Genomic DNA, 26,396 nt, shown 5'->3' with positions numbered 1-26,396 from the left:
CCGAACGGACCGAGAATGACCAGCACTTTCGAACGCAGCTTTCCCGAAGGCTCGTATCTGCACGCGATCGTGGACCGCAGGGCGGAGGACGCGGCCGACCGCATCCTGGTCAGCGACGACACCGTCGCGCTCGACGGCAAGGGATTGAAGGCTGCCGTCGAGCGCGCCGAGCGGGCGCTGCGCGATTTCGGTGTCCGGGGCGGAGACCGCGTCCTTCTCGTCAACGAGAATTCCGTCGCTCTGCAGGTCCTCATCTTCGCACTCTCGCGCATCGGCGCCTGGACCGTTCTGATCAACGCCCGGCTGACCGGAGCGGAGATCGGCAAGATCGCGCAGCATTCCGGTGCCCGGACCACGCTTTACACAACCGGGGTTTCGCCCGACGCGACGGCCCATGCAGAGGGCGTCGACGCCGTTCCATTCGATATCGGACCGGTCGGCGAGGTGAAGATCGCGCCGCTGAACCACGATGCCGTGCCGGAACCGCTCGATGCGGACGGAAAAGACCAGGTCGCGGCGCTGATCTATACCTCGGGTACGACAGGACAGCCCAAGGGCGTGATGCTGACCCACGACAATCTGCTCTTCATCGCGGAAGGGTCCGGCAGCATCCGCAAGATCGGCCCCTCCGATCTCGCCTACGGCGTTTTGCCGACCTCGCATGTCTTCGGTCTCGCCTCGGTCTTCCTCGGCACGCTCGCCCATGGCGGACACCTGAGGACCGTCTCGCGGTTCGCTCCTGTCGAAACGGCCCGCGCGCTTGCCGAGGACGGGGTGACGATCTTCCAGGGCGTGCCGGCGATGTATGCGCATCTGCTGGAACTCGCGGCCAAGCGCGGCGCGCCCCTGCCCGCCCCGAAACTGCGCTATCTCTCGGCCGGCGGCGCGCCGCTCGATCTCGCGATCAAGGAGCGGGTGGAGAAGATGTGGAACCAGCCGCTGCATAACGGCTACGGACTGACCGAGACCTCGCCCACGGTGACCACGACCCGGATGGAGGCCCCGGCAGCGGACGAGACCGTCGGACCGGTCCTGCCCGGGGTCGAGTGCCGCATCGCCGATCAGGAAACCGGGCTGCCGCGCGCGACCGGAGAGGTCGGCGAGATCTGGGTGCGCGGTGCCAATGTGATGAAGGGCTATTACCGCGATCCGGAGCAGACCGCGAAGGTCATGACCTCGGACGGCTGGTTCAAGACGGGAGATCTCGGACGGATGGACGCGGCCGGCGACCTTTATGTCGTCGGGCGCCTGAAGGAACTGATCATCCGCTCCGGCTTCAACGTCTACCCGGCCGAGGTCGAAGGCGTGCTTGCAGCGCATCCGGACATCGCCCTCTCGGCGGTCGTCGGACGCAACGCCGGAGACAACGAGGAAGTGGTCGCCTTCGTGCAGCCCATAGCCGGCCGGACGATCGACAAGGCGGCCCTTGAAAGCCATATGCGCGCCTACCTCGCGCCTTACAAATGCCCGACCCACTACGTTTTCCTGGAAGCACTTCCGGCAACCGCCACGGGCAAAATTCTGAAAGCGCAACTGAAGCAAAGAGCCGAAAGCCTGAGCTCCGCCTGACCCGTTCACGGCTCCGTGAACAGCCTCCCGCAACGCCGCCATGCGAAATCAAGTCCTTGACTTCTCGGGCGTTAACAACCACTCCTATTGGCGACGCGGGGTGATCGCGCGACGGTTATCCGTATGGTTGACCTTCTGTCACGCCGCAATTGGATGAAACTCCGTTAGCTCCAGGTGCGCGTGGAAGACGGCTAAATACGAAGCCCTGTCTATGGTTTACGGACCCGATAGCGCCCCGTTGTAATGGACTCAATGACTCTGTGACCTATCAGACTTTTTCAGAGCTCGCCTTGTGCGAGCCCATCCTGCGTTCCCTGAAGGAAGCGGGATACGAAACCCCGACCCCCATCCAACAGCAATCGATCCCCCTGCTCCTCGAGCGCCGCGACCTGCTCGCGATCGCGCAGACGGGCACCGGGAAGACGGCGGCCTTTTCGCTGCCGATCCTCAATCAGCTCGCGGAGGCCGACAAGGCCGGCCGCCGCAAGCCCGCGCCGAAATCGGTGCGTGTACTGATCCTCGCGCCGACCCGTGAACTCGCGGTTCAGATCGGCGAGAATATCGCAATCTATACCCGCCATCTGCGCTTGAAGCAGGTCGTCGTCGTCGGCGGCGTCTCTCTCGGCCCGCAGCGCGCGGCGCTTGCCCGCGGTACGGACATCCTCGTCGCCACCCCGGGCCGTCTCCTTGATCTCGTGCAACAGAACTGCGTGCTCCTCGACGGAGTTTCGCATCTGGTGCTCGACGAGGCGGACAGGATGCTCGACATGGGCTTTATCCATGACGTGCGAAAGATCGCCAAGCTGGTGCCGTCGGCCCGGCAAAGCCTGCTCTTCTCGGCGACCATGCCGCCAAAGGTCGAGCAGCTGGCACAGTTTCTCCTGAACGACCCTGCCCGTGTCGAAGTGACCCCGGAGCAGCTTACGGTGGAGCGCATCCACCAGACCGTTCATCACGTTGAAGCCGCCTCGAACAAGAAGAGCGTGCTTCTCAAGGTGATGAGCAATCCTGACTTCAACAAGGTGATCATTTTCACCCGCACCAAGCATAAGGCGGACCGCATCTCCAAGATGCTGACCGCCGAAGGTATCGAAGCCGAAGCCCTGCACGGCAACAAGACACAGAGCGCCCGTCAAAAGGCCCTGCAACGGTTCAAGAAGGGCGCCGTGCGCGCCCTTGTTGCGACCGATATCGCCGCGCGCGGGATCGATGTCAGTGACGTGACCCATGTGATCAATTTCGAACTGCCGAACGAACCGGAAAGCTACGTGCACCGCATCGGCCGCACGGCGCGCGCCGGTACCGACGGTGCCGCACTTTCGCTCTGCGATCCGGACGAGTTCGCCTATCTGCTCGATATCGAGCGTCTGACCGGCCAGCGCATCGAGGTGGTCGGCGGAACGGCTCCGGAACGGCGTCCGGCAAACGACGGTGCTCCGCGACCGAACGGCTCCCGTAAGAGCCGCGGGCGCCGGCGCAGCGGACCGCCCTCCGGCCAGAAGCCCGATGGACATCAGCAGAAGTCCGGCGACAAGCCGAAGCGGCAGCAGCATCACGGAAAGCCGAACGGCGGGGGTGAAGCGCCCCTCCGCCGCAAGGCCTCCAAACGTCGCGAGGCCGCATAGCCTCGTGATCGGGTCAGGGCCGATCCGGGGCACCGGACCGGCTTGGGTCATGGCATTGATTTGATAAGGAGACGAAAATGCCGACAGGAACAGTTAAGTGGTTCAACACCACCAAGGGCTACGGCTTCATTAAGCCGGATGATGGCGGATCCGACGTGTTCGTGCACATCACCGCGCTGCAGACAGCCGGCCTGACCGACCTGCCGGACGGCACCAAGATCAGCTACGAGCTGGAAGAAGATTCCCGCCGCGGCCGTTCTTTCGCCGCCAATCTGAAGGTCGACTAACAGACTTTCCGTCCCGGACCTCCTCCACGGGGGTCCGGGATATCCCTTCCGGCTCCCGGGCTCAGATCCCGGTCCGCTCGAGCAGCGACAGCCAGTTCTCCGCAGCGATCTTTCGGATCAGTTCCTCACCATATCCCGCCAACCGGTACCGGTCGATGAGACGCGGCAGGCCGGCCGCGTCGCCAATCGCCTCCGGCACGGTGCAACCGTCGAAATCCGAACCGAGCGCGACGCCGTCCTCGCCGAGCTTCTCCAGAAGATAGTCCGTGTGCGCGACCACCTGATCCAGGTCGGTCGCCGCGTCCTGCCGCCCGTCGGGGCGTAGGAACCCGACATGGAAATTGATCCCGACAAGTCCACCGCTCGCCCGGATCGCATCGAGCTGGCGGTCGGTCAGGTTACGCGGAGACGGGCAGATCGCATGCACGTTCGAGTGCGAAGCGACCAGCGGTTTGGTCGACAGCTCTGCGACGTCCCAGAACCCCTTCTCCGTAATGTGCGAGAGGTCGACCATGATGCCCATGGTGTTGCAGGCGCGGATCAGGTCTCGCCCCGCATCGGTCAGACCGGTGCCGGTGTCAGGCGAGGACGGGAAATTCATCGGCACGCCGTCGCCGAAATCGTTCTTGCGGCTCCAGACCGGCCCGAGCGATCGCAGACCGGCCTGATAGAGACCATGCAGGTTCGAGAGGTCCGTCTTCAAACACTCGACACCCTCGATATGCAGGATGATCGCGAGCTTTCCGTCCGCCATCGCCAGTCGCGCCTCGGCAACGGAACGGGCGATCACCACGGAACCGCCGGACAGGGCCTCGACCGTCCTCGCCATCTCGATCATGCGCTGGGTGAAAGGCTCGGCGACCGCGCGCGAGACCGTGGCGAAATTCGCCGGGTCGCGCGGCGACAGTTCCAACGCTCCATCGTCCGCCATCCGCGACGGCGTGAACATGGCGAAAAGACCGCCGCAGAGACCGCCCTTCCGAGCACGGGGTAGGTCGATATGGCCACTATCTCCTTCTTCGAAGAAGCTCCGCGCGTCGCGCCCCGCCTCGCCAAGGACGAGGCGAAGAAGCGTGTCGTTATGGCCGTCGAAAACAGGAACAAGTGCATCGGTCATCGGGAATCCAGCCGGTCGATTCAGAAAGCAACGTGATGGCGCAGGAGCGAGTCGGACGGACGGTACGATCGCGAGCCGGACGGCCCCGGAGCCGGTCTTGAGATTTGAGGCGGCATATTCGCGCCCGCCCCATCAATTTTCCAGTTCGATTTCCGGAGATGCCGGGGACGCACGGTCGCGAGCCTCGATCTTAGCAGGAATTTATCCGGAAACCGGAACCAAGAGACATCAGAAAGTCACGTAAAAGCAATCACTTCGTTACGCGACTCACCTAGACAGGCGATGCGGCGCGGAACTCGCGGCGGATGGCATCGGAGGCGCAGGGTCCACCAGCACAAGCGATGCCTTTCGCCGCAAGAAGGGCGGATCCGACCGGATCCGCCCCCCGCCGCACCAGATTTCGGGCGATCAGCCGAGAGCCGCCTCCCGCCGCCGGTTCATCCGCGCATAGAACAGGACCGGTGCTGCCAGCAGGGCGCCGATCATCCCCATCTGGAGGTGCGAGACACCCGGTATCACGTCGCCGGGTGCCGCGAAGAACAATCCGCCCAGAAGCAAGAGGATCTTGGCGCCAAGCGCCACCGGGCCGGTCCCCAATCGGCCGAAGCCGGCGACATAGCCTTGCAGTGCGCTGCAAAGGAGATAGACGCCAAACACGGCGGTTGCGAGCACAACCAGTACCTCCGTCCAGCTTCCTTCCCCGATCAACGCCGGGTTCAGGACAAAGAAGAACGGCACGAAGTAGATGATGCTGCCGAGACGCATGGCCTCGAGGCCGGCGGCAAGCGCATTGGTCCGCGCCATCGTCGCCGCGGCGAAGGCCCCGAGGGCCACCGGCGGGGTGATGTAGGAGACCATGCCCCAGTAGAGGATGAAAAGATGCACCGCGAGCTCGTTCAACCCCGCCTTCACCAGCGCCGGTGCGAGCACCACCGCGAGGAAGATGTAACAGGCGGTGACGGTCATCCCCATGCCGAAGATGAAGCTGGTGATGGCCCCCATGACCAGCAGCATGAAGACCGAACCGCCGGCGAGGAAGATCAGATCGTTGACCAGCGTGCCGGCGAGACCCGTCGCGGAGAAGGCTCCGACGATCAGGCCAATGCCGAGGAGAACCGCCACGAGTTCGGTCAGCCCGAGCCCGATGCTGTAGATCAGATTGAAGAATCCCTTGAGGTCGAAGCGGTGCTTCTTGGAGATCTGGTTGATCACCAGCAACAGCCCGGTCGCGAAGAACGGCGCCCAAGTCTCCTGCCGCATGACCATCATCAGGAAGATCAGCAGCGCGAAGACGAAGAGATAATACCAGCCTTCCTTCAGCGTCTCGGAGATCGAGGGCAGCTGTTCGCGCGGGATGCCGCGCAGGTTGTGCCGTGCCGCATAGGCGTCGATCTGCACGAATAGGCCGAAATAATAGAGCAGCGACGGGATCGCGGCCGCGGCTGCGATCTCCAGATAGGGCCGGCCGAGGAAGGAGGCCATGACGAAGGCCGTCGTCCCCATGACCGGCGGCACCAGCACGCCGCCCGTGGAGGCGCAGGCTTCGGTACGGGCGGCATAGCGCGCCGGGAAGCCGGTCTTCTTCATCGCCGGAATCGAGATCGCGCCGGTGGTCAGAACGTTGGAGATCACGCTGCCGGAGAGAGACCCCATGAAGCCGGAGGCGAAGATCGCGACCTTCGCGGCACCGCCGCGGAGATTGCCGACCAGGGCCAGGGCGAGGTTGTTGAAGAATGCACCGCCGCCGGTGAACTGCAGCGCGGCGCCGAAGATGATGAACCCGATCACGAGATTGCCGAAGGCGCGCATCGGGATACCGAAGGAGCTCTCGGAGGAAATGATGTGATACGGGATCGCGTCCATGAAGGGCTGGGCAAACCCCGAGATCGGGCCCGGCATCACGTCGGCGAAGGTCGGATAGAGCGAGAAGACGAAGACGATCCCGAAGATCACCAGACCGCCCGCACGCCGCGTCGCCTCAAGGATCAGCAGCCAGAACAGGATCGACATCCAGCGCGCCGTTTCCGGCGGCGCGTATTCCCAGCCCTCCTCCAGATTGGTCTCGGCGGTATAGGCGAAATAGCCGGCCACCGCGGCCCCAAGCGCTGCGAGGATCCAGTCGTACCAAGCGACCTTCGAACCGGGCTCGCCGCGGAGCGGGAAGGAAAGGAAGGTCAGCGAGAGGAAGAGTCCTGCCAGAAGGAACAGGTACCGGCCTTCAAGAACGACGACACCGGCGAAGAATTGAAGGTTGAAGAGCTGGTTGATGGACAGCAGCACCGCCGCCGCCGTGAACAGTACGAAGACCCACTTGGCAATGCCGCCAAGGGTGCGGGTCCGTTGTTTTTCGCCGGCACCGCCGTCGACTTCGTCGGCCTTACCCGACGCCGGGGAAGATTGCTCACTCATCGGAGCGCCTCAACTCACAAAATGCTGCAGACTGGAAACGGCGAAGGACGGTGCCCGGTGGCACCGTCCCGTCGCTTTGGATGTCACTACGATCAGAAGACCGGCGTGAAGCCTTCGGCCTTGAGCGCGGTCTCGCGGGCCTTGCGCCACTCGTCGTCCCAGGTGTCGTCCGACGCGCCCTTGGCGACGAAGCCTTCCCAGGCCTTGGCGAGAACGTCCTGGCGCTTCAGGAGCTTGTCGTTATGCGCCTGCTCTGCGTCGCCCCACTTGCCAGCTTCCTTGTAATAGCGGATCGCACCGGCGTGGTACGGGACCACCCATTTCAGGTTCTGCTTGTCGAGCGCCCAGCCGCCGATACCCGGGGCCTTGCCATTATAATCGTCGAACAGCTCATACATGGCCTTGGTCATGTTGTAGACGAGGTCTTCCTCCTGTTCCGGATAAGCCACCAGAACCGGATAGGGATAGGCACCGGTCGCAGCCGGATTTTCCTTCGTGATGGTCGCACCGACGGTCGCCATAGTCGGCTGGAAGAACGGGGCGATCTCGGTCATGCGTGCCCAGCCCTCGGTGTCGCTCGCCGGGGTCGGCGGCCAGATCAGGCCGCGCGGGCTGGCTTCCATTTCGTAGGCCTTGCCAGAGTTGGTGGAGGCGAAAGCCGCGTCGACCTGGCCGTTCACCATGCCGGCCCAGGAGGCGCCGAAGCCGCCGAACTCGACCTTGATGACGTCGTCCCAGGTCAGGCCGCCGAAAGCGAGATAGGCTTCGGTGTTCACGTTGAGCGAGGGAGAGCCCTTCACCCAGGAAACCCGCTTGCCCTTGAGATCCTTGTATTCCTTGACGCCGACATCGTTGGCGACGCCGACCGCGAGGCCGATCGCGCCGTTATTCATCATCAGCGTGCGGATCTTCTGCGGGCCCCAGCGCTTGGAGCCGAAATCGAAGGCACCTTCCTGCGCCATGAAGCTCGCGCCGACGCCGGTGGCGGAGAACTGCACCTTACCCTGACGGAGCGGTTCGGTCCGGGAGACGTCATTCTTGCCCGGCAGGACGCGCAGGTTCACGCCCATCTTGTTCTTCAGCGCACCGCCGATCGCGACGGCCTGATTGTAACCGGCCGTACCGGTATCGTAGGCGGTCCAGGCCAGCTGGTCCGGAAGTTTGGCGTCCGCAAAGGCAGTCCCGCCGAGAGCGACCGAAAGGACCGCTCCGGCAAGCGCAGAACGCCGGATAGAATGCAAAGAAATGCCCATGAATTTCCTCCTCTAGGCTCCCTGACGACCCGGTTTCGCGAGATGAATGCGGTCCGGACCCCTTGCAAAGTGCTGCTTGTGATGATTGCGGCACGTTTGCGAAATTGCGTTTCGCAAACACCATATCGGCTAATGGCAAGCGGTCAAGATGTTGCGCGCACCGGACGCTGACGAACCGGAACGAAACTCTTCGGATGCGCGAACGGACGATAGCCGGTAGCGCTTCCGCAATCCGGTGCGGCGGCCTAAACTGCCTCAAAAAAGAAATCGGGGAGGACGCGACATGATCGACGATGCTATCTATCCGCCGAGGATTAATGTCCGGGCCGCGACCGTCGGCGATATCGGGAACGCGCTTGCCGCTGGCTGGCGGGACTTCCGCGACGCTCCCGTTTTCGGCCTGTTCTTCGGCGGTTTCTTCGCCCTTGGCGGATTGTCGATCCTGGCCATGGCGTGGGCGCTGAACCTCTCCTACCTCGCCTATCCGACCGCCGTCGGCTTCTCCCTGATCGGACCTTTCGCCGCCGTCGGGCTCTATGAAGTGAGCAGACGCCTCGCATCCGGCGAGCCGCTTACCTGGAAAGACATTCTCGGAGTGATCGTCGCGCAGCGCCGGCGCGAACTTGGCTGGATGGCGTTCGTGACCATGTTCATGCTGATCATGTGGATGTATCAGGTAAGGGTCCTGCTGGCGATTTTCCTCGGCTTCCAGTCCTTCACAAGCTTCGAGGGCTTCCTGCAGGTGATCTTGACCACCACGGACGGCCTGATGTTTCTGGGTCTGGGCCACATATTCGGCGCGGTCCTGGCGCTTATTCTGTTTTCCGCCACCGCAATCTCGTTCCCGCTCCTGCTCGATCAGGAGCACGATTTCATTACCGCGATGATCACCAGCTTCAAGGCCGTTACCATGAGCCCGGCCGTCATGGTCGGCTGGGCCGCAGCGATCGGCGTTACTCTGTATCTGTCGATGATTCCGGCGTTTCTCGGCCTGATCGTCGCCCTGCCGGTACTCGGCCATGCGACGTGGCATCTCTACAAGAGTCTGGTCTCGTTCGAGACCTAGCTCCTGGCGGCGAGATACATATCGATAAACCGCATTTCCGTATCGATCAGGCCGAGCAAATGTTCCAGATCGCCGGAACTTGCGTCCGAGACCGTGGTTGCACCCCTGAAATCGCTTTCGACCTTCTGCGCCTGCTCATAGATGTCGTTCAGCCGCAGGTTGCCCGAGACCCCCTTGATCTGATGCGCATAGCGATAGATGGACTCGAGATCGCCTTCCGCGATATGGCCTTCGAAGACCGCACGCGCGCCGGAGAAATTCTCCCGAAACTGCTCAAGGAAACGGGCGACCATCGACTCATCGCCGATCATCTTCGCGATCGGGGCATATCTCTCGGATAGTCCCTCCGGAGAAATCGCCGCTGTGTCGTTCACGTTACCCCCTCCGGATTTCTCCGGCTCTTTCCCGTTCACCGGCGCGATCATTTCCGGCTGCGAAGTTGCACGCGTTCTATCTCCGATCATCGTGCACCAACGCGCAAGAGCCGAGAACATTTTTCTATTGTCCACCGGCTTGCTGACATGATCCTGCATTCCGACGGCAAAGCATTTCTCCTTCTCGTCGGACAAGGCATTGGCCGTCATCGCGATAATGGGAAGATCGTCGAATTCGGGCTCGCTGCGAATGATTTCCGTCGCTGCGTAACCGTCCAGCACCGGCATCTGGATGTCCATCAGGACCGCATCGTAGGCAGCACGACCGGCGGAGCGCAGAAGGCTCACGGCAACCGCACCGTTCTCCGCCTGGGTCACCTCGACGCCGACCTTTCCGAGAACCGCTGTCGCAATCTCGCGATTGATCTCGTTGTCCTCCACCAGAAGAATCCTGAGACCGGTAAGGTCCTCGAGCGGCCCTCCGGACCGCGCCCCTTCATCGATGAATTTTGCCTGGCCGAGGGCGGCGACAATGCCGTCGTGCAGCGTCGAGGAACTGATTGGCTTCGCGAGCATTCCCCTGGCCCCCGACGCGCGAGCCTCCTCCCTGATCTGGTCCCTCGCCTCGGCGGAGAAGATCAGCACGCGCGGCACGGCACCCCCGTCGGCTCCCGCACTTGCGATGATCTGCCGGCAAGCCTCCAATCCATCGAGCCCCGGCATCATCCAATCAAGCAGAACCACGTCGAACGGTCCCTGGTCCCGCGCGGCCGCCACGGCCTGTTCGCCGTCGGCCACCTGCACGCACTCGCTTCCCATGGCGGCCAGCATCTCCGCGACGACCATCCTTGCGGTTTCATTGTCGTCCGCAACGAGGACCCGCAACCTCTCGGGAAGCGCGGACGGTTCGGAGCCGACACTGATTTGCAGCGGAACACGGAAATGGAAAACGCTGCCTTCGCCGGGCACGCTCTTGACCCAGATCTCTCCGCCGAGAAGCTCTGCAAGCGAGGCGCTGATCGAAAGACCGAGACCGGTCCCGCCGAATCTCCGTGTCGTCGAGGTGTCTGCCTGGGTGAAGGAGTGGAAGACCTTGGCCGTCTGCTCCTCTGTCATTCCAATCCCGGTATCGCTCACCTCGAAATGCAGAAGAGCTCGCCCGTCGTCGATCCTGTCCGTACGAACCGTGAGCGCGACTTTGCCGCGCGACGTGAATTTTACCGCGTTGCTGAGGAAGTTCAGCAGGATCTGACCGATCCGCACCGGGTCTCCGCGCAGGCTTCCAGGCGCACTGGGATCGATGAAGGTCTCGAAAGACAAACCCTTTTCTGCGGCACGCAGGGAAATGACATCGTCGATCCGCTTGATCTCGTTTTTGAGATTGAAGTCGACGGTTTCGACATTCATCTCCCCGGCCTCGATTTTGGAGAAATCGAGGATGTCGTTGATGATCGCGAGAAGACTCTCGGACGAAGCCTCGATCTTCTGCATGTAACCGCGCTGTTGATCGTTGAGCGGTGTGTCGCCCAGCAGCCCGCTGAGACCGATCACGCCGTTCAGCGGTGTCCGGATTTCGTGGCTCATATTTGCGAGGAACATCGACTTGGCGCTGTTCGCGAGTTCGGCCTCTTCGCGTGCCCGCCGAAGCTCGTCCTCCTGCAACTTGAGCTCGGAAATATCGATACGAAGCCCGACGCGTCCGCCATCGCCGGTACTGTTCTCGATAATGCGAACCCAGCCGCCGTTGAAAAACTGGTCTATGCGCGAGACCTCTTTCGACCGGTGCTGTTTGAGCCGTGCCTGGATCCACTCCTCCTCGTCCATGTCGGTGATCGCATGGAGACCGGACCGCACACCGCTCCGGAGCACATCTTCGAACAAAAGTCCGACTTTCGCCTCCATCCCGAACTGCCGAAAGAACTCCGCGTAGCCCGAGTTGAAGAGAACCAGCCGGTCATCCGAGTCGTAGTAGGAAAAACTGTCGGGCAGAGCTTCGATGGCCTCGGTCAGACGCCGGCGGGACTCCTCTGCCTGGCGTTCGGCGTTCTTGAGTTGTGTAACATCAAGTCCGATCCAAACCGATGCACCGTTCGACAGCCGCTCCTCATGGATCATGAGGTGGCGGCCCCCGCCGATTTCAGCGGCATGAGAGTAGTGCGGCAGCCGATGCTGCGCTGTCCGTTCGGCGATCCAAGCCTCCTCGCGTCCCAGCGCATCGGCCACGGTCCCCTGGAAAGCGACGGCACGAAGCACGTCGTCGAACGTGGCGCCGGGCACCAGAATGTCCCGGATCCGGCGATTCAATTCGAGAAAGGCGTTGTTGCAGACAACCAGCCTGTCGTCCGGTCCCCACAGAACGAAGGGGTCCCTGATCTGTTGAATTCCTTCTCGCAACAGTCCGGCCTCGCGGCGGGCGAGTATTTCCTCCGTCACGTTCGAAGCAAATCCGCGATAGCCGAGGAAACGGCCGTCACCGTCGAACCGCGGTTTTCCGCTGGTTCGCATCCAGACCTCGCAGTCGGCGGAGGTTCTTTGAAAGACGAAGTTTTCGAATGGCCGCCGCGCGGCAAGATCGTCGAGATGTGCCCGCCAGATCTCGGAAGGGAGGTTCTGCCCCCCGATCTCGGCCCGTGACTTGCCGTAATGCCATTCCGGCGTACGGCCCACCAGTCGGGTCACGGAGCGGGACATGTAGGTAAAGCAATGATCCTCGTCGGTTTCCCAGAACCAGCCGTTCGAGATGTCTGCAAAGGTTTCAAGCGTCTCACGCTCCTCGATGGAAGCATCCGGGCCTGACAACAATTGTTTTTCTGGGCTCATGTTCTCGACCGCGCACCTGGATCCGTACCGCAGAAGCCTGGCGAGAATATTCACGCAACCTTAGCAGCTGGTTAATTTTCGCGGATTTAAGACAGATGTCAGGTAATGTTCCCCAATTCGATTGTCCGTTCGGGCGCAAGCACGGAATCGGCAACGCGGCTGCAGCGAATAATTGCAGGCATAAATGTTCATGCATTGAATGCGGCTCGAGAAAGGGAGGAAGACATGATCAAAGGGCTTCACCACAACGCCTATCGCTGCCGCGATTCCGAGGAAACCCGAGCCTTCTACGAGGATTTTCTGGGCCTGCCGTTGGTGCATGCCTTCGAGATCAAGGAAACCAAGAGCGGGCGCCCGACCAGCACGCTGCATTCCTTCTACAAGATGGAAGACGGCTCCGCCCTTGCCTTTTTCGAAGCCCCGGACCGGCCCTTCGAGTTCAAGGAACAGCACGATTTCGACCTGCATATCGCGCTTGAGGTCGGCATGGATGAACTAAAGGCGATGTATGAAAAGGGTAAGAAGGCCGGGATCGAGACCCGAGGCATTGCCGATCACGGCTTCATCGACTCAATCTATTTCCGTGATCCGAACGGCTACGTCATAGAGCTGACCGCCAAGCGCGAGGGCCATGACGAAGCAATGGACGGCAGCGACGGTCACGCCCATTCTGCCCTGCAGGAATGGCAGGCGAAGAAGGCGAACGCCTGAGTCTCAGTCGAGCTTGATCTCCGCCGAAGGCAACACCGAGGCTGGACCGATCGGCGAGAGAAAATCAGACCAGATCGAATTGTGGTGCTCGATGATCTTCTCCGCCGACAGATGCGGCCGTTCAGCCGTTGTGTGTCCGTCGGATGGCACGACGGTCGGGATTCCCCGCGCGAGGGCGGCGCGCACCGTAGTGTCGATACAGTAGTCGGAGGCGCACCCGGTTACGATCACGCGCCCGACGTCTTCCGACTCAAGGATTTCGGCAAGACCGGTTCCGAGAAAGGCATCGCAGGATGTCTTCCGGACCATCAGATCTTCCGGGCCCACCTCCAGCTCCGGCAGCATGTGCCAGCCTTCCGCATCCGGATGATGGGGATCCCCCTCCGGCCCATCATGCTGCACGAAGACGACCGGCATGCCTTTTTCCCGCACCATTCGCGCAAGCGCATTGATGCGTTCGACTGTGCCCAGCGTATCGTGCCGCGCGGAATAGGGCGTGAAGGATCCGAGCTGCATGTCGATCACGATCAAGGCGGTCTTCATCGCCGGCGGTTCCTTCCCGTCATATCGCTCCCTCGGCCCTCAGCCGCGCGATCTCCTCCGCACCGTAACCGAGGTCGTTCAGGATCTCGTCCGTCTGGGCACCGAGCACGGGCGGTGGCGCATCGACGCGTGGCGCCGCCCCGTCAATCTTCACGCCGGGGACCACCACGCTGATATCTCTCCCGGCACCCGGAACCGCGGCGAAACTCTCGACAAGCCCCCTGCCGGCGATCTGCGGCGCCGCGAGTATCTCGGGGACCGACATGACCCGCCCGGCTGGCACCCCAGCCGCATTCAGCTTCGTCTCCCAGCTCGCCGCGTCTTCCGCCAAGAGTGCGTCCGTCAGAGCAGCCGCCAGTTCCGTCCGGTTTTCCAGCCGTGCCAGCCGGGTCGCGAAACGCGGATCCGCGATCAGTTCTTCCCGATCGACAATTCGGCAGACCGCCTCGAACTGTTCCTGTTTATTGGCCGCGATGTTCAGCAATCCGTCGGCGGTCTCGAAAGTGCCCGACGGACTGGCTGTCACATTGTCGTTGCCGAGCGGGCGCGGAGGATTGCCGGCGATCAGATAGTTCGAGACCGCCCATCCCATGGTCGCCAGCACCGCTTCCAGCATTGCGACGTCGATGAAGCGCGGTTCGGTCCGGTCTTTTTCCGCCAGCGCCGCGGACACCGCCATCGCCGCCGTCAGGCCGCCGATCGTGTCGGCGACGGGGAAGCCCACCCGGTAAGGCGCCGTGTCCGGTGCGCCCGTAATGCTCATGATACCTGAGAGGCCCTGGACGATCTGATCGTAGGCCGGCAGATCGCGCATCGGCCCGTCCTGGCCGAACCCCGAGATCGCGCAATAGACAAGGTCGCTCCGCACGGTCTTGAGCCGCCCGAAGCCGAGCCCGAGCCGGTCCATGACACCGGGGCGGAAATTCTCGACCAGCACGTCCGCCGTCGCGACCAGCTTGAGGAAGGCCTGCTTTCCGGCCTCCGACTTCAGATTCAGCGTGATGGAACGCTTACCCGCGTTCTGGGCGAGGAACGAGACGCCCATCAAAGCCTCGTTCAGGGCCGGGTCGGAGCCGAGCTGGCGCGCGAGATCGCCGCTGCCCGGCACCTCCACCTTGATCACCTCGGCCCCGAGATGGGCGAGCTGGTGACAGCAGAACGGCCCCGCCAGCACGTTGGTGAGGTCGAGAACCCGCCTTCCCCCCAAAGGCCTCGGAGCCGACATATCGCCTCTACTTGGTGCCGTACATGCGGTCCCCGGCATCGCCGAGGCCGGGCATGATGTAACCGTGATCGTTCAGTTCGCGGTCGATCGCGGCGGTGAAGATCGGCACGTCCGGCAGCGCCTTCTGGAAGGTCTCGATGCCTTCGGGCGCGGCCAACAGGCAGACGAACTTGATGTTGGTCGCGCCGGCATTGCGCAGCCGCTCGATCGCGGCGACGGCGGAGTTGCCGGTCGCCAGCATCGGGTCGACCACGATGAAGAGCCGCTCGTCGCGATGCTCCGGCAGCTTCAGATAATATTCCACCGGCTGCAGCGTCTTCGGATCGCGGTAGAGGCCGATATGGCCGACCCGGGCGGACGGCACCAGTTCCAGCATACCGTCGAGCAACCCGTTGCCCGCGCGCAGGATGGAGACGAAGCAGAGTTTCTTTCCCTCCAGACGCGGCGCCATCATGGTCTCGAGCGGGGTCTCGATCTCGACGGTCTCCAAGCTGAGATCCCGCAGCACCTCGTAACAGAGCAGGTGCGCGATCTCCTTCAGGAGATGACGGAACTTCGCGGTGGCCGTGTCGGCCTTTCGCATGATGGTCAGCTTGTGCTGGACCAGCGGATGATCGACGACGGTGACGGGTTGTGCGCTCACGTGAATGGTCTCCTCAGGCTCCGGCCCCAAACCGGAGTGATGCCGGAAATGTCATATCCGCCCAGTCATACGCCGTCGTCCGAAAAGGGCAAGCCTCCAGCCGAGGGATCAGGCCTTGGTGCGGTTCGCGAGCGCGATGCCGCCCATCACGAAGACCAGCGCCGCCGCGTGGAACCACGCAAAATCCTCCCCAAGGATCGCCACCGCAAAGACCGAGGCGTAGATCGGCACGAGATTGACCCAGACCCCCGCGCGGCCCGGACCGACCAGGTCAACGCCGCGGAGGAAGAAGATCTGCGCGAGGAAGGACGGGAAGAGCGTCACGAAGAGAACGATTCCCCAGCCTTTCAGGGTCGGCCACTGGAATTGGCCGAGATAGATCTCGATCCCGGCAAGCGGGATGGCGGTCACGAAAGCGGCGCCGGCCATGACCGTGAACATGGCGAGGCCGGAGACGTTCGGGCGCTTGCGCAGAGCGACCGTGTAGCCGGCATAGAGCGCGCAGGCCGCGACCATGAGGATGTCGCCGCGGTTGAATTCGAGCGCCGCAAGCCGCTCGAGGTCGCCCCGCGAGGCGATGAGCGCGATGCCGATCATGGTCAGCAGCACACCGGCAGCCTGCACGGCGGATACCGGCGTCCGGTAGACGGCGAGCGCGCCGACGAGAACGAAGACCGGGATACCGCCCTGGAGGATGCCCATGTTGATCGCGACGGTGTAGTGCGCCGCCACGTAGAAGAGACCGTTGAAGAGCGTGAAGCCTAGGGCGCCGAGGGCGCAGAGGAACCAGATGCGCTGACGCATCACCGGCCATTCGGCCATCACCTTCCGGCGCGAGACCACGCCCATGAGCAGGACCACGCCCGCCCAGCGCAGCACGACCAGCGCCATGGGCGAAACTTCGCCGATGGCGAGCTTGCCCGCGATCGCGTTGCCGCCCCACATCGCCGTGGTCAGCGCGAGCATGATATACGCGTTCCCGTAGAAGACGGCCGCGATGCCATCTGCTTTCGGCCCCGTCATGTCCGGGCTCCCTCCCATGGGATTGATTTGCCGGCCGAATGGCCAGAGAGGCAGCATGCGGACCACGCGTCATGCCCGCAAGGAATTTGCGTGCAGGTCTGCGTCACGCAGCGCGGGTGGCTGCCTCCGACATGAAGGTCTCGAGCGCAGCGATCTGGCTCTTGTCGAGACGCAGGCCGAGCTTGCTGCGGCGCCAGAGCACGTCTTCCGCCGTCACCGCCCATTCGCGCTCGATCAGATAGCGGACTTCCGCCTCGGTGAGACCCGCGCCGAAATCCCGCCCGAGGCTGCCCGCATCGATCGCATCGCCGAAAATCTCGAACAGGAGAGTTCCGTACTGCCGAGTCAGGCGCAGCGCGGTGCGGTCGTCAAGAAAGGGGTATTTCTGTTTTACCGCACGCAGTTTCGCATCGAACTCAAGCACCGGGAAATCGCCCCCGGGGAGAGGTTCTCCGCCGCTCCATTCCGGCCCCTTGGCGCCGAGCAGCGCCTCGATCTTTCCCAGCACGGAATTGGCGAGACGCCGGTAGGTCGTCAGCTTGCCGCCGAAGATATTGATGAGAACGCCGCTTGCCCTGTCTCCGTCCTCGCGCAGCACGTAGTCGCGGGTCGCTTCCTGCGCCTTCGAGGCACCGTCGTCAAACAGCGGACGGACGCCGGAATAGGACCAGACGATGTCCTCCACCTTGACCGGCTGCTTGAAATACTCGCCCGCCGCCTTGCAGAGATAGGCCTTCTCCTCGCCGGTGATCGCGACAGCACCCGGATCCCCCTCATAGTCACGGTCCGTCGTGCCGATGAGGGTGAAATCCTGCTCGTAGGGGATGGAGAAGAAAATCCGCCCGTCCGGATTCTGGAAGATGTAGCAGCGGTCGTGATCGTAGAGCTTCGGCACCACGATGTGGCTGCCCTGAACGAGCCGGACATTGCGCGCCTCGTTCCAGCCCGCCGCTTCGGAAAGCACCTTGTCCACCCACGGCCCTGCGGCATTGACCAGCAGCCGCGCTTCGATCTCGCGTTCGGCACCGGTCGCGAGATCGAGCAGGGTCACGCGCCAGTGCCCGGCCTCGCGAACCGCTTTGACGACCCGGGTCCGGGTATGGATGTCTGCACCGCGGTTGGCCGCGTCGCGCGCGTTAAGAACAACCATCCGCGCGTCGTCGACCCAGCAGTCGGAATATTCGAACCCCTTGCGGAAGATGTCCCTGAGCGGTTCGCCGGCCGCGTCGCGGGTCAGGTCGACGACGCGGGTCGGCGGAAGCAGCTTCCGTCCACCCAGATGGTCATAGAGGAACAACCCGAGCCGGAGCAGCCACGCGGGGCGCAGGCCGGAATGATGCGGCAGGATGAAGCGAAGCGGCCGGACGATGTGCGGCGCCATGGCCCAGAGCACTTCGCGTTCCTCGAGCGACTCGCGGACGAGGCGGAACTCGTAATGCTCGAGATAGCGCAGCCCGCCATGGATCAGCTTGGTCGACCAGGAGGAGGTTCCGCTCGCGAGGTCGGACATTTCCGCCAGGCAGACCGAATATCCCCGCCCCGCCGCGTCGCGCGCGATCCCGCAGCCATTGATGCCGCCGCCGATGATGGCGATGTCGTACATACCCGTTCCTTCTTAACTCTGGTCGTTTGCGGCCTGGGGATCCCGATACGGGAGCTCGATCGACACGCCCTGGGCGGCGCAGATTTCCCGAACGCTCTCGGGCACCTCGCCGTCGGTGACGAGGACGTCGATATCGCTCAGATGACCGATCCGCACAGGCGCATTTCGGTCGAATTTCATGTGATCGGCGACGAGAATCGTGCGCCGCGCATGGGAGATGATCTCCTGTGCCACCCGCACCTCGCGATAGTCGTAATCGAGGATCGTGCCGTCCTCGTCGATCGCCGAGGCGCCGATCACCGCGTAGTCCACCTTGAACTGGCGGATGAAATCGACTGTCGCCTCTCCGACGATACCGCCATCCGACCGCCGCACGAGGCCGCCCGCGATGATGACCTCGGTCGAGGGGGATTCGCGCAAGATATTGGCGACGTTGATATTGTTCGTGATGACCATGAGCCCGTCACGGTCGCGCAGCGCGAAGGCAACCTGCTCCGTCGTGGTCCCGATATTCAGGATCACCGAACTGTTGTCCGGAATGAGCGCCGCCGCCGTCTCGCCGATGCGCCGCTTCTCTTCGGCTGCGAGCGAGCGCCGCGCGTCGTAGGCATAGTTGATCGCGCCGGACGGATAAACCGCGCCGCCATGCACCCGCTGCAGCAGGCCCGCGTCGCAGATCTCGTTCAGATCTTTTCGGATTGTTTGCGGAGTCACGTCAAACTGGATCGCAAGATCGTCCACCTCGACCCGTCCGGTCTGACGGGCCTTTTTAAGGATATCGGTTTGGCGCGGCGAGACCGGATCCATCTCGCTTCCTTTCGTTTAGTTTCGTTCCGGCGAAAATAACCCCAGAACTAACGCGGGAAAGCGAAAGCGAAAGCAGGGAAACAGATACCCCGCTTGCCAACGCACCCTATATTCGTTTTCTTTCGATTGACTGACAAGCCCGCTGTCGACCCATTTCCGGAAAATACCTGTGTATGCATCGATTCCCGTCACCTGAGACGGGACTAGAATATTGATTTTCAGAGACGTTCAGACATAACCGCGGAAAGGATTCGAAGGCATTTAAGGCGGGGCAAAACGCCTTCGGTTCGAATTCATATAGCATCGCTTGACCTTCGCTTTTTTTCGTTTGATAGTCGCTCTAGCTTTTTAAGCTGGGAGGAAAAGCAATGAAAAAAGCACTGATGGCCGCGGTCGCGGTCACGGCGCTGCTGGCTATACCGGGCGCTGCGGTGGCCGGCATGGCCGAGGCCGAAAAATGGATCAACGACGAGTTTCAGCCCTCCACACTCTCCAAGGACTCGCAGAAGTCGGAGATGGAGTGGTTCATCAAGGCGGCCGAGCCGTTCAAGGGCATGGAAATCAACGTCCTGTCCGAGACGATCCCGACCCACGAGTATGAATCGAAGACCCTCGCCAAGGCCTTCGAGGAGATCACCGGCATCAAGGTGAACCACCAGCTGCTCGGCGAGGGCGAGGTGGTGCAGGCGGTTCAGACGCAAATGCAGACGAACCGGAACCTCTACGATGCCTACATCAACGATTCCGACCTGATCGGCACGCATTCCCGCCTGCAGCTCGCAGTCAATCTCTCCGACTGGATGGCCGGCGAAGGCAAGGACGTCACCAACCCCACGCTCGATGTCGACGACTTCATCGGCAAGTCCTTCACCACCGGCCCGGACGGCAAGCTCTACCAGCTGCCCGACCAGCAGTTCGCGAACCTCTACTGGTTCCGTTACGACTGGTTCAACAAGCCGGAGCTGAAGGCCAAGTTCAAGGAAATGTACGGCTACGAGCTCGGCGTTCCGGTGAACTGGTCGGCCTATGAGGACATCGCGGAATTCTTCACCGACCACGTGAAGGAAATCGACGGCGTCCGCGTCTACGGTCATATGGATTACGGCAAACGCGCGCCCGACCTCGGCTGGCGCATGACCGATGCCTGGCTCTCGATGGCCGGCGCCGGTTCCAAGGGCCTGCCGAACGGCCGCCCGATCGACGAATGGGGCATCCGGATGGAGGAAGGCTCCTGCAATCCGGCCGGCGCCTCCGTCACCCGTGGCGGCGGCACCAACGGTCCGGCCGCGGTCTACGCGATCCGCAAATGGGACGAATGGCTGCGGAAATATGCCCCTCCGGGCGCGGCCGACTATGACTTCTACCAGTCGCTTCCGGCCCTCAGCCAGGGCAACGTCGCCCAGCAGATCTTCTGGTATACCGCCTTCACCGCATCGATGGTGGCTCCGAAGAGCGAGGGCAACAACACCGTCGACGACAGTGGCACGCCGCTCTGGCGCATGGCGCCGTCGCCGCACGGCCCCTACTGGGAGGAAGGTCAGAAGCTCGGCTATCAGGACGCCGGTTCCTGGACCCTCTTCAAGTCCACCCCGGTCGATCGCCGCAAGGCAGCCTGGCTCTATGCCCAGTTCGTGGTCTCCAAGACCGTCTCGCTGAAGAAGAGCCATGTCGGCCTGACCATCATCCGGGACAGCGACATCAACCACGCCTCCTTCACCGAGCGCGCGCCGAAGCTCGGCGGTCTGGTCGAGTTCTACCGTTCGCCGGACCGGGTGAACTGGACCCCGACCGGCGTGAACGTGCCCGACTATCCGAAGCTGGCCCAGCTCTGGTGGCAGCAGATCGGTGACGTCAATTCCGGCGCCTTCACCCCGCAGGAAGCGATGGACCGTCTCGCCAGCGAGATGGACCAGGTGATGGCCCGCATGGAACGCGCGGACAAGGGCGCCAACACCTATGGCGGCTGCGGCCCACGCCTGAATGCGGAAAAGGATCCGTCCGAATGGCTCGGCAAGGGCGGCGCGAAAGCGAAGCTCGCCAACGAAAAGCCGAAGGGCGAGACCGTATCCTACGATGAGCTGGTGAAACGCTGGGCTCAGAAATAGGACCCTCTCCCTAGCTCGGAGACTCCACTCCCCGGGGCCGTATCCCTCGATCCGGCCCCGGATTTTTCTCTGGCATCCGCGCGCGGTTCCCGAAAAACGGCTTCCGGGCTAGAGTTCCCTACATATGCGGATACGGCGGGACGGCCCGCGACGTGATCCGCCGACCTCTCGACAGGCCATGGCACTTACACTCAAAGGCGTAACCAAGCGTGTCGGAAACGCGGTGCATATCCACCCGACCGACCTGACGTTCGAGACCGGCAGCTTCAATATCCTGCTCGGCTCGACCCTCGCCGGCAAAACCACACTGATGCAGCTGATGGCCGGGCTCGAACGCCCGCTGGAAGGCGAGATCTGGTTCGACGGCAAGAACGTCACCGGCATGCCCGTGCAGAAGCGCAACGTGTCGATGGTCTATCAGCAATTCATCAACTACCCGAACATGAGCGTGTTCGAGAACATCGCCTCCCCGCTCCGGGTGGCGCGCGCGCCGGAGGCGACGATCCGCGAACGGGTCGGCACCATGGCCGAGCTGCTGCGCCTTACCCCGATGCTGGACCGGCTGCCCGGCGCGCTTTCCGGCGGCCAGCAGCAGCGCACCGCGATCGCCCGCGCGCTGGTCAAGGACGCGGACCTCGTGCTGCTCGACGAGCCGCTTGCCAATCTCGATTTCAAGCTGCGCGAGGAATTGCGCGACGAACTCCCGCGCCTCTTCGCCGACCGCAATTGCATCGTCGTCTACGCGACGACGGAGCCGACCGAAGCGCTGCTGTTCGGCGGCAGCACCGCGACGCTGTTCGAGGGCGCCGTCACCCAGTTCGGGCCGACGCGCGAGATCTACCGCAAACCGAACAGCCTGGTCAGCGCGGAGGTCTTCTCCGACCCGCCGATCAACGTGATGGGCTGCGAAAAGAAAGGCGACCATTTCGAGGATGCGGACGGTGCGCGCTGGACGGCGAAAGGCACCGCCGCCGGACTTGCCGACGGCAGCTACACGCTGGCTATCCGTCCGCATTTCGTCACCCCCGCCGCCGCGGGCGCGGATCCGGTTCCAGTGTCCGGGCGGGTGCTGGTGACAGAACTCAGCGGCTCGGAAAGCATCATCCATTTCGCCCGCGGCAAGGAGACTTGGGTCTCCCAGTCGCACGGCATCCACGCCTTCGAGGTCGGCAGCGAGGCGCACCTGCATGCCGATTTCGCGCAGGCTCTCTATTTCGCCCCGGACGGCAGTTTCGCCGCCGCCGGCGCAGCGCAGAGTTAGGAGAGAGAGGATGGCGAAGATCACCCTCGACGATCTCCGGCACGCCTACGTGCCGAACCCCGCGAGCCCGGACGATTACGCCCTGAAGCAGCTCGACGTGAGTTTCGAGGATGGCGGCGCCTATGCCCTGCTCGGCCCCTCCGGCTGCGGCAAGACCACGCTGCTCAACATCATCTCCGGCCTGCTGACGCCGAGCCACGGCAAGGTGCTGTTCGACGGCAAGGACGTGACCGGTCTGGCGCCGGACCAGCGTCATATCGCGCAAGTCTTCCAGTTCCCGGTCGTCTACGACACCATGAGCGTCTACGACAACCTCGCCTTCCCGCTCCGCAACCGGGGCGTCGCCGAGGCCGATGTCGACCGCAAGGTGCGCGAGATCGCGGCGATGATCGATCTCGAGGAGACGCTGCAGAACCGCGCCTCGGGCCTCACCGCGGACGGCAAACAGAAGATTTCGCTCGGCCGCGGCCTCGTACGCGACGATGTCAACGTGATCATGTTCGACGAGCCGCTGACGGTGATCGACCCGCATCTGAAATGGCAGCTCCGCTCCAAGCTGAAAGAGCTGCACCAGCGGGTGAAGCGGACGATGATCTACGTCACCCACGACCAGACCGAGGCGTTGACCTTCGCCGACAAGGTGGTGGTGATGAATGTCGGCCAGGTGGTGCAGATCGGCACCCCGGTCGAGCTTTTCGAGACACCGCAGCATGAGTTCGTCGGCCATTTCATCGGCTCTCCCGGCATGAACATCCTCGACTGCGAGGTGAAGGGCGGGAAGGCGTTCCTGCAGGGCCGCGAGATCGAGGCCGCCAACGCGGGCTCAGTGAAGGAGGGCGAGAGCGGCCCGCTCCGTCTCGGCGTGCGCCCGGAATTCGTCAGTCTCGCGGAAAGCGGGATCGAGGCCGATGTGGTGAAGGTGAGCGACAGCGGCCGCTACCAGATCGTCGAGACCCGCGTCGGCGACGCGCCGGTCAAACTGCTGGTGAACGAGGGCGTCGAGATCCCGACCGGCAAGACCGCCCTTTCCTTCCGCGCCGACCGGACCCGGATCTACCGGGACGGCTGGCTCGTGGCCTCGGGAGCGACGCGATGAACAAGCTGCAGAACAACAAGGCGTGGCTCTTCGTCCTGCCCGTTTTCGCACTGGTGGCCTTCAACGCGATCATCCCGCTGATGACCGTGGTCAACTATTCGGTCCAGGAAACCTTCGGCAACAACGAGTTCTTCTGGGCCGGGGTGATGTGGTTCGAGGAGATCCTGAATTCCGAGCGCTTCCATGCGAGCCTCGGAAGGCAGGCGATCTTCACCGCGAGTATTCTCGCGATTGAGATGCCGCTCGGCGTCGCCATCGCGCTCACCATGCCGCGCAAGGGGCCCTGGGTCTCGGTCTGCCTCGTGTTGATGGCGCTGCCGCTGCTGATCCCCTGGAACGTGGTCGGCGCGATGTGGAACATCTTCGCGCTGCCCGATATCGGCTTCCTCGGTTACACGCTGAATTCCCTCGGCATCGACTTCAACTTCACGCGCCAGCCGGAGGACGCCTGGTTCACGCTGATCCTGATGGATGTCTGGCACTGGACCTCGCTCGTCGTACTGCTCGCCTATGCCGGCCTCAGCTCGATCCCCGACGCCTATTACCAGGCGGCCAAGATCGACGGCGCCGGAAGCTGGGCGATCTTCCGCTACATCCAGCTGCCGAAGCTGCGCCGGGTGCTGACCATCGCCTTCCTGCTGCGCTTCATGGACAGCTTCATGATCTATACCGAGCCCTTTGTCTTGACCGGAGGCGGGCCCGGAAACTCGACCACCCTGCTCTCGATCGATCTGGTGAAGATCGCGCTCGGCCAGTTCGATCTCGGCCCGGCCGCGGCGATGTCGCTGATCTACTTCCTGATCATCCTGCTCTTGAGCTGGGTCTTCTACACCGTGATGACGCGGAACGAGGAACAGTGAGATGAACGCGAACAAGACCGCCGGACGCGTGGTTCCGACCCTCTACATCCTCTTCCTGCTGTTGCCGATCTACTGGCTCGTGAACATGTCGTTCAAGACGACGAACGAGATCCTCGGCAGCTTCACGCTCTATCCGCAGGAATTCACGCTCGACAATTACATCACCATCTTCACCGACCCGACCTGGTACATGGGCTATGTGAACTCCATCGCCTACGTGACCCTGAACACGGTCGTCTCGGTCGCGGTGGCGCTGCCGGCCGCCTATGCCTTCTCGCGCTACCGCTTCATCGGCGACAAGCATCTTTTCTTCTGGCTGCTGACCAACCGCATGGCGCCGCCGGCGGTCTTCGCCCTGCCCTTCTTCCAGCTCTATTCGGCGGTCGGGCTGTTCGACACCCATATCGCCGTGGCGCTGGCGCACACGCTCTTCAACATCCCGCTCGCGGTCTGGATCCTCGAGGGTTTCATGTCCGGCGTGCCGCGGGAGCTGGACGAGACCGCCTATGTCGACGGCCATTCCTTCTGGAGCTTCTTCCTGAAGATCTTCGTACCGACCATCGCTGCCGGCATCGGCGTCGCCTGCTTCTTCTGCTTCATGTTCTCCTGGGTCGAGCTGCTGCTGGCCAAGACCCTGACCGCGGTCGAGGCGAAACCGATCGCCGCCACCATGACGAAGACGGCGAGTTCGTCCGGATACGAGCTAGGCCTGCTCGCCGCCGCCGGAACGCTGACCATCATCCCCGGCGCCTTCGTGATCTATTTCGTGCGCAACTATATCGCCAAGGGCTTCGCCCTCGGGCGGGTCTGAGGCAAGGGAGGAGAGAGACCATGCTGCTCAGCTGGATGGCCTGGACCTGGCCCACCGCCGCCTTCTTCGCGTTTATCGCCTGCTGCCTCGCGACCATGACGGTGCTGGAACTGCGCAACCCCGGTGGCGCTCCGCGCGACGGCGTGCTCGGCCTGACGACGACGCGCGGCGATCGGCTCTTCATCTGGCTGCTCGGCAGCGCCTTCATCTTCCTCGCCTGGCTCGGGCTCGTCGGGACCGTACTCTGGGGGCCGCTCGGGATCGCGTTGGTCTACGGGGTGCTGGTGTTCCGGTACGTTTGAGCATGTCGCCCGGACATCGACCGCCGACTTTGCGCCCGCCTTCGGCTCCGGTGCCTAGACGCTCACGCCGAACAGCCAGCCCACACCGGCCGTGACGGCCATTGCGAATACGCCCCAGATCACTACCCGCAGCGTTGCGCGCAGGACAGGGGCCGCACCGGCTTTCGCCCCCAGCGCACCAAGAGCCGCCAGAGCGATGACCGTCACGACGAGGACAACCGGAATTATCGTTCCGGCGGGAGCCCAATAGGCCGCCAGAAGCGGGATTGCCGCCGCAATGCTGAAAGTCAGTCCGGACGCAACCGCCGCCTGAAACGGGTTGGCCGCATGGACTTCCGAGAGGCCCAGCTCGTCACGCACATGGGACGCGAGCGCATCTTTTTCCGTCAACTCTTTCGCCACCATCAGGGCAGTCCCCGCACTGAGCCCTTTTTCCTCATAGATGGCGGCAAGTTCGAGGAGTTCCTCTTCCGGAAAGTCCTTCAAGGCTTCCGACTCCCGCACAATGTCCGCGCGTTCCACATCCGCCTGAGAGGATACCGATACATACTCTCCGGCAGCCATCGACATCGCTCCGGCAGAGAGCCCGGCAATTCCGGCGATGACGACCGTACCCGGGTCGGGATCTGCCGCAGCCACACCGACGATCAAAGACGAGATAGAGACGATCCCGTCATTCGCGCCGAGCACCGCAGCGCGTAACCAGCCGCTACGGGTAATATAATGGGGGTCCCCAGGGTGCGCCGAGGCTTCAGGCATGTCATTGCCCCTCCGTAATACGAAACAGAGCCTAGCCGATCTGGCGGAGGATAAAAAAGACCGGCATCCCGGCGCGGCAATTGACCGCGGAGACAGACTGAAATCGGGGGGGCCTTGCGGCACGGGA

General features: G+C 63.0%; 22 protein-coding genes. 11 read left to right on the top strand and 11 right to left on the bottom strand.

Features of this window, described 5'->3' with window-relative positions:
• Positions 1–15: 15 nt before the first annotated feature.
• The 3 genes from IG122_RS01295 (at position 16) to IG122_RS01285 (ending at position 3,481) form a co-directional block, all read left to right on the top strand.
• Complete coding sequence (locus IG122_RS01295) at positions 16–1,569, top strand: class I adenylate-forming enzyme family protein (RefSeq protein ID WP_193179700.1); 1,554 nt, start codon at positions 16–18, stop codon at positions 1,567–1,569.
• A gap of 290 nt (positions 1,570–1,859) precedes the next feature.
• The gene (locus IG122_RS01290) at positions 1,860–3,194 is read left to right on the top strand and encodes a DEAD/DEAH box helicase (protein WP_226893251.1); all 1,335 of its coding nucleotides are present in this window, start codon (positions 1,860–1,862) and stop codon (positions 3,192–3,194) included.
• A gap of 77 nt (positions 3,195–3,271) precedes the next feature.
• A complete protein-coding gene (locus IG122_RS01285) occupies positions 3,272–3,481 on the top strand; it encodes a cold-shock protein (protein ID WP_193179698.1) in 210 nt (69 codons plus the stop codon).
• Positions 3,482–3,542: 61 nt separating this feature from the next.
• On the opposite strand, the gene IG122_RS01280 is transcribed toward IG122_RS01285, so the two are convergent.
• From IG122_RS01280 to IG122_RS01270, 3 genes are all read right to left on the bottom strand, one after another.
• Positions 3,543–4,598 carry a dipeptidase gene (locus IG122_RS01280; RefSeq protein ID WP_193179697.1) on the bottom strand — a complete coding sequence of 352 codons (1,056 nt, stop codon included), beginning with the start codon at positions 4,596–4,598 and terminating at the stop codon, positions 3,543–3,545.
• 408 nt (positions 4,599–5,006) lie between these two features.
• Positions 5,007–7,007, bottom strand: coding sequence for a TRAP transporter permease (locus IG122_RS01275; protein ID WP_193179696.1), 2,001 nt, complete (start codon positions 7,005–7,007; stop codon positions 5,007–5,009).
• Between the two features lie 92 nt (positions 7,008–7,099).
• Positions 7,100–8,260, bottom strand: coding sequence for a TAXI family TRAP transporter solute-binding subunit (locus IG122_RS01270; protein ID WP_193179694.1), 1,161 nt, complete (start codon positions 8,258–8,260; stop codon positions 7,100–7,102).
• Positions 8,261–8,543: 283 nt separating this feature from the next.
• Between IG122_RS01270 and IG122_RS01265 the strand changes: the two genes are divergently transcribed.
• Positions 8,544–9,326: a DUF2189 domain-containing protein gene (locus IG122_RS01265; protein ID WP_193179692.1), complete on the top strand. Its 783-nt coding sequence runs from the start codon at positions 8,544–8,546 to the stop codon at positions 9,324–9,326.
• On the opposite strand, the gene IG122_RS01260 is transcribed toward IG122_RS01265, so the two are convergent.
• Entirely contained in the window at positions 9,323–12,520 is a 3,198-nt protein-coding gene (locus tag IG122_RS01260; RefSeq protein WP_193179690.1) for a response regulator, read from the bottom strand. The genes IG122_RS01265 and IG122_RS01260 overlap by 4 nt on opposite strands.
• Before the next feature lie 225 nt (positions 12,521–12,745).
• Here IG122_RS01260 and IG122_RS01255 point away from each other — a divergent pair, with 225 nt between their 5' ends.
• Entirely contained in the window at positions 12,746–13,231 is a 486-nt protein-coding gene (locus tag IG122_RS01255) for a VOC family protein (RefSeq protein ID WP_193179688.1), read from the top strand.
• 3 nt (positions 13,232–13,234) lie between these two features.
• On the opposite strand, the gene IG122_RS01250 is transcribed toward IG122_RS01255, so the two are convergent.
• From IG122_RS01250 to IG122_RS01225, 6 genes are all read right to left on the bottom strand, one after another.
• Positions 13,235–13,774, bottom strand: coding sequence for a cysteine hydrolase family protein (locus IG122_RS01250; RefSeq protein ID WP_193179686.1), 540 nt, complete (start codon positions 13,772–13,774; stop codon positions 13,235–13,237).
• Positions 13,775–13,793: 19 nt separating this feature from the next.
• A complete protein-coding gene (locus IG122_RS01245) occupies positions 13,794–14,999 on the bottom strand; it encodes a CaiB/BaiF CoA transferase family protein (RefSeq protein WP_193179684.1) in 1,206 nt (401 codons plus the stop codon).
• Positions 15,000–15,006: 7 nt separating this feature from the next.
• Positions 15,007–15,642: a uracil phosphoribosyltransferase gene (upp, locus tag IG122_RS01240; RefSeq protein WP_193179682.1), complete on the bottom strand. Its 636-nt coding sequence runs from the start codon at positions 15,640–15,642 to the stop codon at positions 15,007–15,009.
• Positions 15,643–15,750: 108 nt separating this feature from the next.
• Entirely contained in the window at positions 15,751–16,665 is a 915-nt protein-coding gene (locus IG122_RS01235) for a DMT family transporter (protein WP_193179680.1), read from the bottom strand.
• Between the two features lie 103 nt (positions 16,666–16,768).
• Positions 16,769–18,268 (bottom strand): glycerol-3-phosphate dehydrogenase, encoded by a 1,500-nt coding sequence (gene glpD, locus IG122_RS01230; RefSeq protein WP_193179678.1) that lies wholly within the window; start codon positions 18,266–18,268, stop codon positions 16,769–16,771.
• A gap of 12 nt (positions 18,269–18,280) precedes the next feature.
• On the bottom strand, positions 18,281–19,075 hold the full coding sequence (locus tag IG122_RS01225; protein ID WP_193179676.1) for a DeoR/GlpR family DNA-binding transcription regulator: 795 nt from the start codon (positions 19,073–19,075) through the stop codon (positions 18,281–18,283).
• A gap of 368 nt (positions 19,076–19,443) precedes the next feature.
• Between IG122_RS01225 and IG122_RS01220 the strand changes: the two genes are divergently transcribed.
• From IG122_RS01220 to IG122_RS01195, 6 genes are all read left to right on the top strand, one after another.
• Positions 19,444–21,180, top strand: coding sequence for an ABC transporter substrate-binding protein (locus tag IG122_RS01220; RefSeq protein ID WP_193179674.1), 1,737 nt, complete (start codon positions 19,444–19,446; stop codon positions 21,178–21,180).
• A gap of 178 nt (positions 21,181–21,358) precedes the next feature.
• A complete protein-coding gene (locus tag IG122_RS01215) occupies positions 21,359–22,441 on the top strand; it encodes an ABC transporter ATP-binding protein (RefSeq protein ID WP_193179672.1) in 1,083 nt (360 codons plus the stop codon).
• Between the two features lie 10 nt (positions 22,442–22,451).
• On the top strand, positions 22,452–23,537 hold the full coding sequence (locus IG122_RS01210) for an ABC transporter ATP-binding protein (protein ID WP_193179670.1): 1,086 nt from the start codon (positions 22,452–22,454) through the stop codon (positions 23,535–23,537).
• Complete coding sequence (locus IG122_RS01205) at positions 23,534–24,397, top strand: carbohydrate ABC transporter permease (RefSeq protein WP_193179669.1); 864 nt, start codon at positions 23,534–23,536, stop codon at positions 24,395–24,397. Before IG122_RS01210 ends, IG122_RS01205 begins: the two co-directional genes overlap by 4 nt.
• 1 nt (position 24,398) lies before the next feature.
• Positions 24,399–25,208: a carbohydrate ABC transporter permease gene (locus IG122_RS01200; protein ID WP_193179667.1), complete on the top strand. Its 810-nt coding sequence runs from the start codon at positions 24,399–24,401 to the stop codon at positions 25,206–25,208.
• A 20-nt stretch (positions 25,209–25,228) separates the two neighbouring features.
• Positions 25,229–25,510 carry a DUF2160 domain-containing protein gene (locus tag IG122_RS01195; RefSeq protein ID WP_226893249.1) on the top strand — a complete coding sequence of 94 codons (282 nt, stop codon included), beginning with the start codon at positions 25,229–25,231 and terminating at the stop codon, positions 25,508–25,510.
• Positions 25,511–25,564: 54 nt separating this feature from the next.
• Here IG122_RS01195 and IG122_RS01190 read toward each other — a convergent pair whose 3' ends face one another.
• On the bottom strand, positions 25,565–26,269 hold the full coding sequence (locus IG122_RS01190; RefSeq protein ID WP_193179665.1) for a VIT1/CCC1 transporter family protein: 705 nt from the start codon (positions 26,267–26,269) through the stop codon (positions 25,565–25,567).
• Positions 26,270–26,396: the final 127 nt, after the last annotated feature.

It is taken from the genome of Nisaea sediminum (assembly GCF_014904705.1).
GTDB lineage: Bacteria > Pseudomonadota > Alphaproteobacteria > Thalassobaculales > Thalassobaculaceae > Nisaea > Nisaea sediminum.
This window is presented reverse-complemented; position numbering and strand designations above follow the sequence as displayed.

Bases quoted from the DNA above. Each gene is read 5' to 3' on its own strand.
- IG122_RS01245 (WP_193179684.1), bottom strand. From the start codon at position 14,999: ATGTCGGCTCCGAGGCCTTTGGGGGGAAGGCGGGTTCTCGACCTCACC.
- IG122_RS01275 (WP_193179696.1), bottom strand. From the start codon at position 7,007: ATGAGTGAGCAATCTTCCCCGGCGTCGGGTAAGGCCGACGAAGTCGAC.
- IG122_RS01255 (WP_193179688.1), top strand. From the start codon at position 12,746: ATGATCAAAGGGCTTCACCACAACGCCTATCGCTGCCGCGATTCCGAG.
- IG122_RS01270 (WP_193179694.1), bottom strand. From the start codon at position 8,260: ATGGGCATTTCTTTGCATTCTATCCGGCGTTCTGCGCTTGCCGGAGCG.
- IG122_RS01210 (WP_193179670.1), top strand. From the start codon at position 22,452: ATGGCGAAGATCACCCTCGACGATCTCCGGCACGCCTACGTGCCGAAC.
- IG122_RS01250 (WP_193179686.1), bottom strand. From the start codon at position 13,774: ATGAAGACCGCCTTGATCGTGATCGACATGCAGCTCGGATCCTTCACG.
- IG122_RS01220 (WP_193179674.1), top strand. From the start codon at position 19,444: ATGAAAAAAGCACTGATGGCCGCGGTCGCGGTCACGGCGCTGCTGGCT.
- IG122_RS01295 (WP_193179700.1), top strand. From the start codon at position 16: ATGACCAGCACTTTCGAACGCAGCTTTCCCGAAGGCTCGTATCTGCAC.
- IG122_RS01280 (WP_193179697.1), bottom strand. From the start codon at position 4,598: ATGACCGATGCACTTGTTCCTGTTTTCGACGGCCATAACGACACGCTT.
- IG122_RS01285 (WP_193179698.1), top strand. From the start codon at position 3,272: ATGCCGACAGGAACAGTTAAGTGGTTCAACACCACCAAGGGCTACGGC.
- IG122_RS01190 (WP_193179665.1), bottom strand. From the start codon at position 26,269: ATGCCTGAAGCCTCGGCGCACCCTGGGGACCCCCATTATATTACCCGT.
- glpD (WP_193179678.1), bottom strand. From the start codon at position 18,268: ATGTACGACATCGCCATCATCGGCGGCGGCATCAATGGCTGCGGGATC.
- IG122_RS01260 (WP_193179690.1), bottom strand. From the start codon at position 12,520: ATGAGCCCAGAAAAACAATTGTTGTCAGGCCCGGATGCTTCCATCGAG.
- IG122_RS01265 (WP_193179692.1), top strand. From the start codon at position 8,544: ATGATCGACGATGCTATCTATCCGCCGAGGATTAATGTCCGGGCCGCG.
- IG122_RS01235 (WP_193179680.1), bottom strand. From the start codon at position 16,665: ATGACGGGGCCGAAAGCAGATGGCATCGCGGCCGTCTTCTACGGGAAC.
- IG122_RS01205 (WP_193179669.1), top strand. From the start codon at position 23,534: ATGAACAAGCTGCAGAACAACAAGGCGTGGCTCTTCGTCCTGCCCGTT.
- IG122_RS01225 (WP_193179676.1), bottom strand. From the start codon at position 19,075: ATGGATCCGGTCTCGCCGCGCCAAACCGATATCCTTAAAAAGGCCCGT.
- IG122_RS01215 (WP_193179672.1), top strand. From the start codon at position 21,359: ATGGCACTTACACTCAAAGGCGTAACCAAGCGTGTCGGAAACGCGGTG.
- IG122_RS01195 (WP_226893249.1), top strand. From the start codon at position 25,229: ATGCTGCTCAGCTGGATGGCCTGGACCTGGCCCACCGCCGCCTTCTTC.
- IG122_RS01200 (WP_193179667.1), top strand. From the start codon at position 24,399: ATGAACGCGAACAAGACCGCCGGACGCGTGGTTCCGACCCTCTACATC.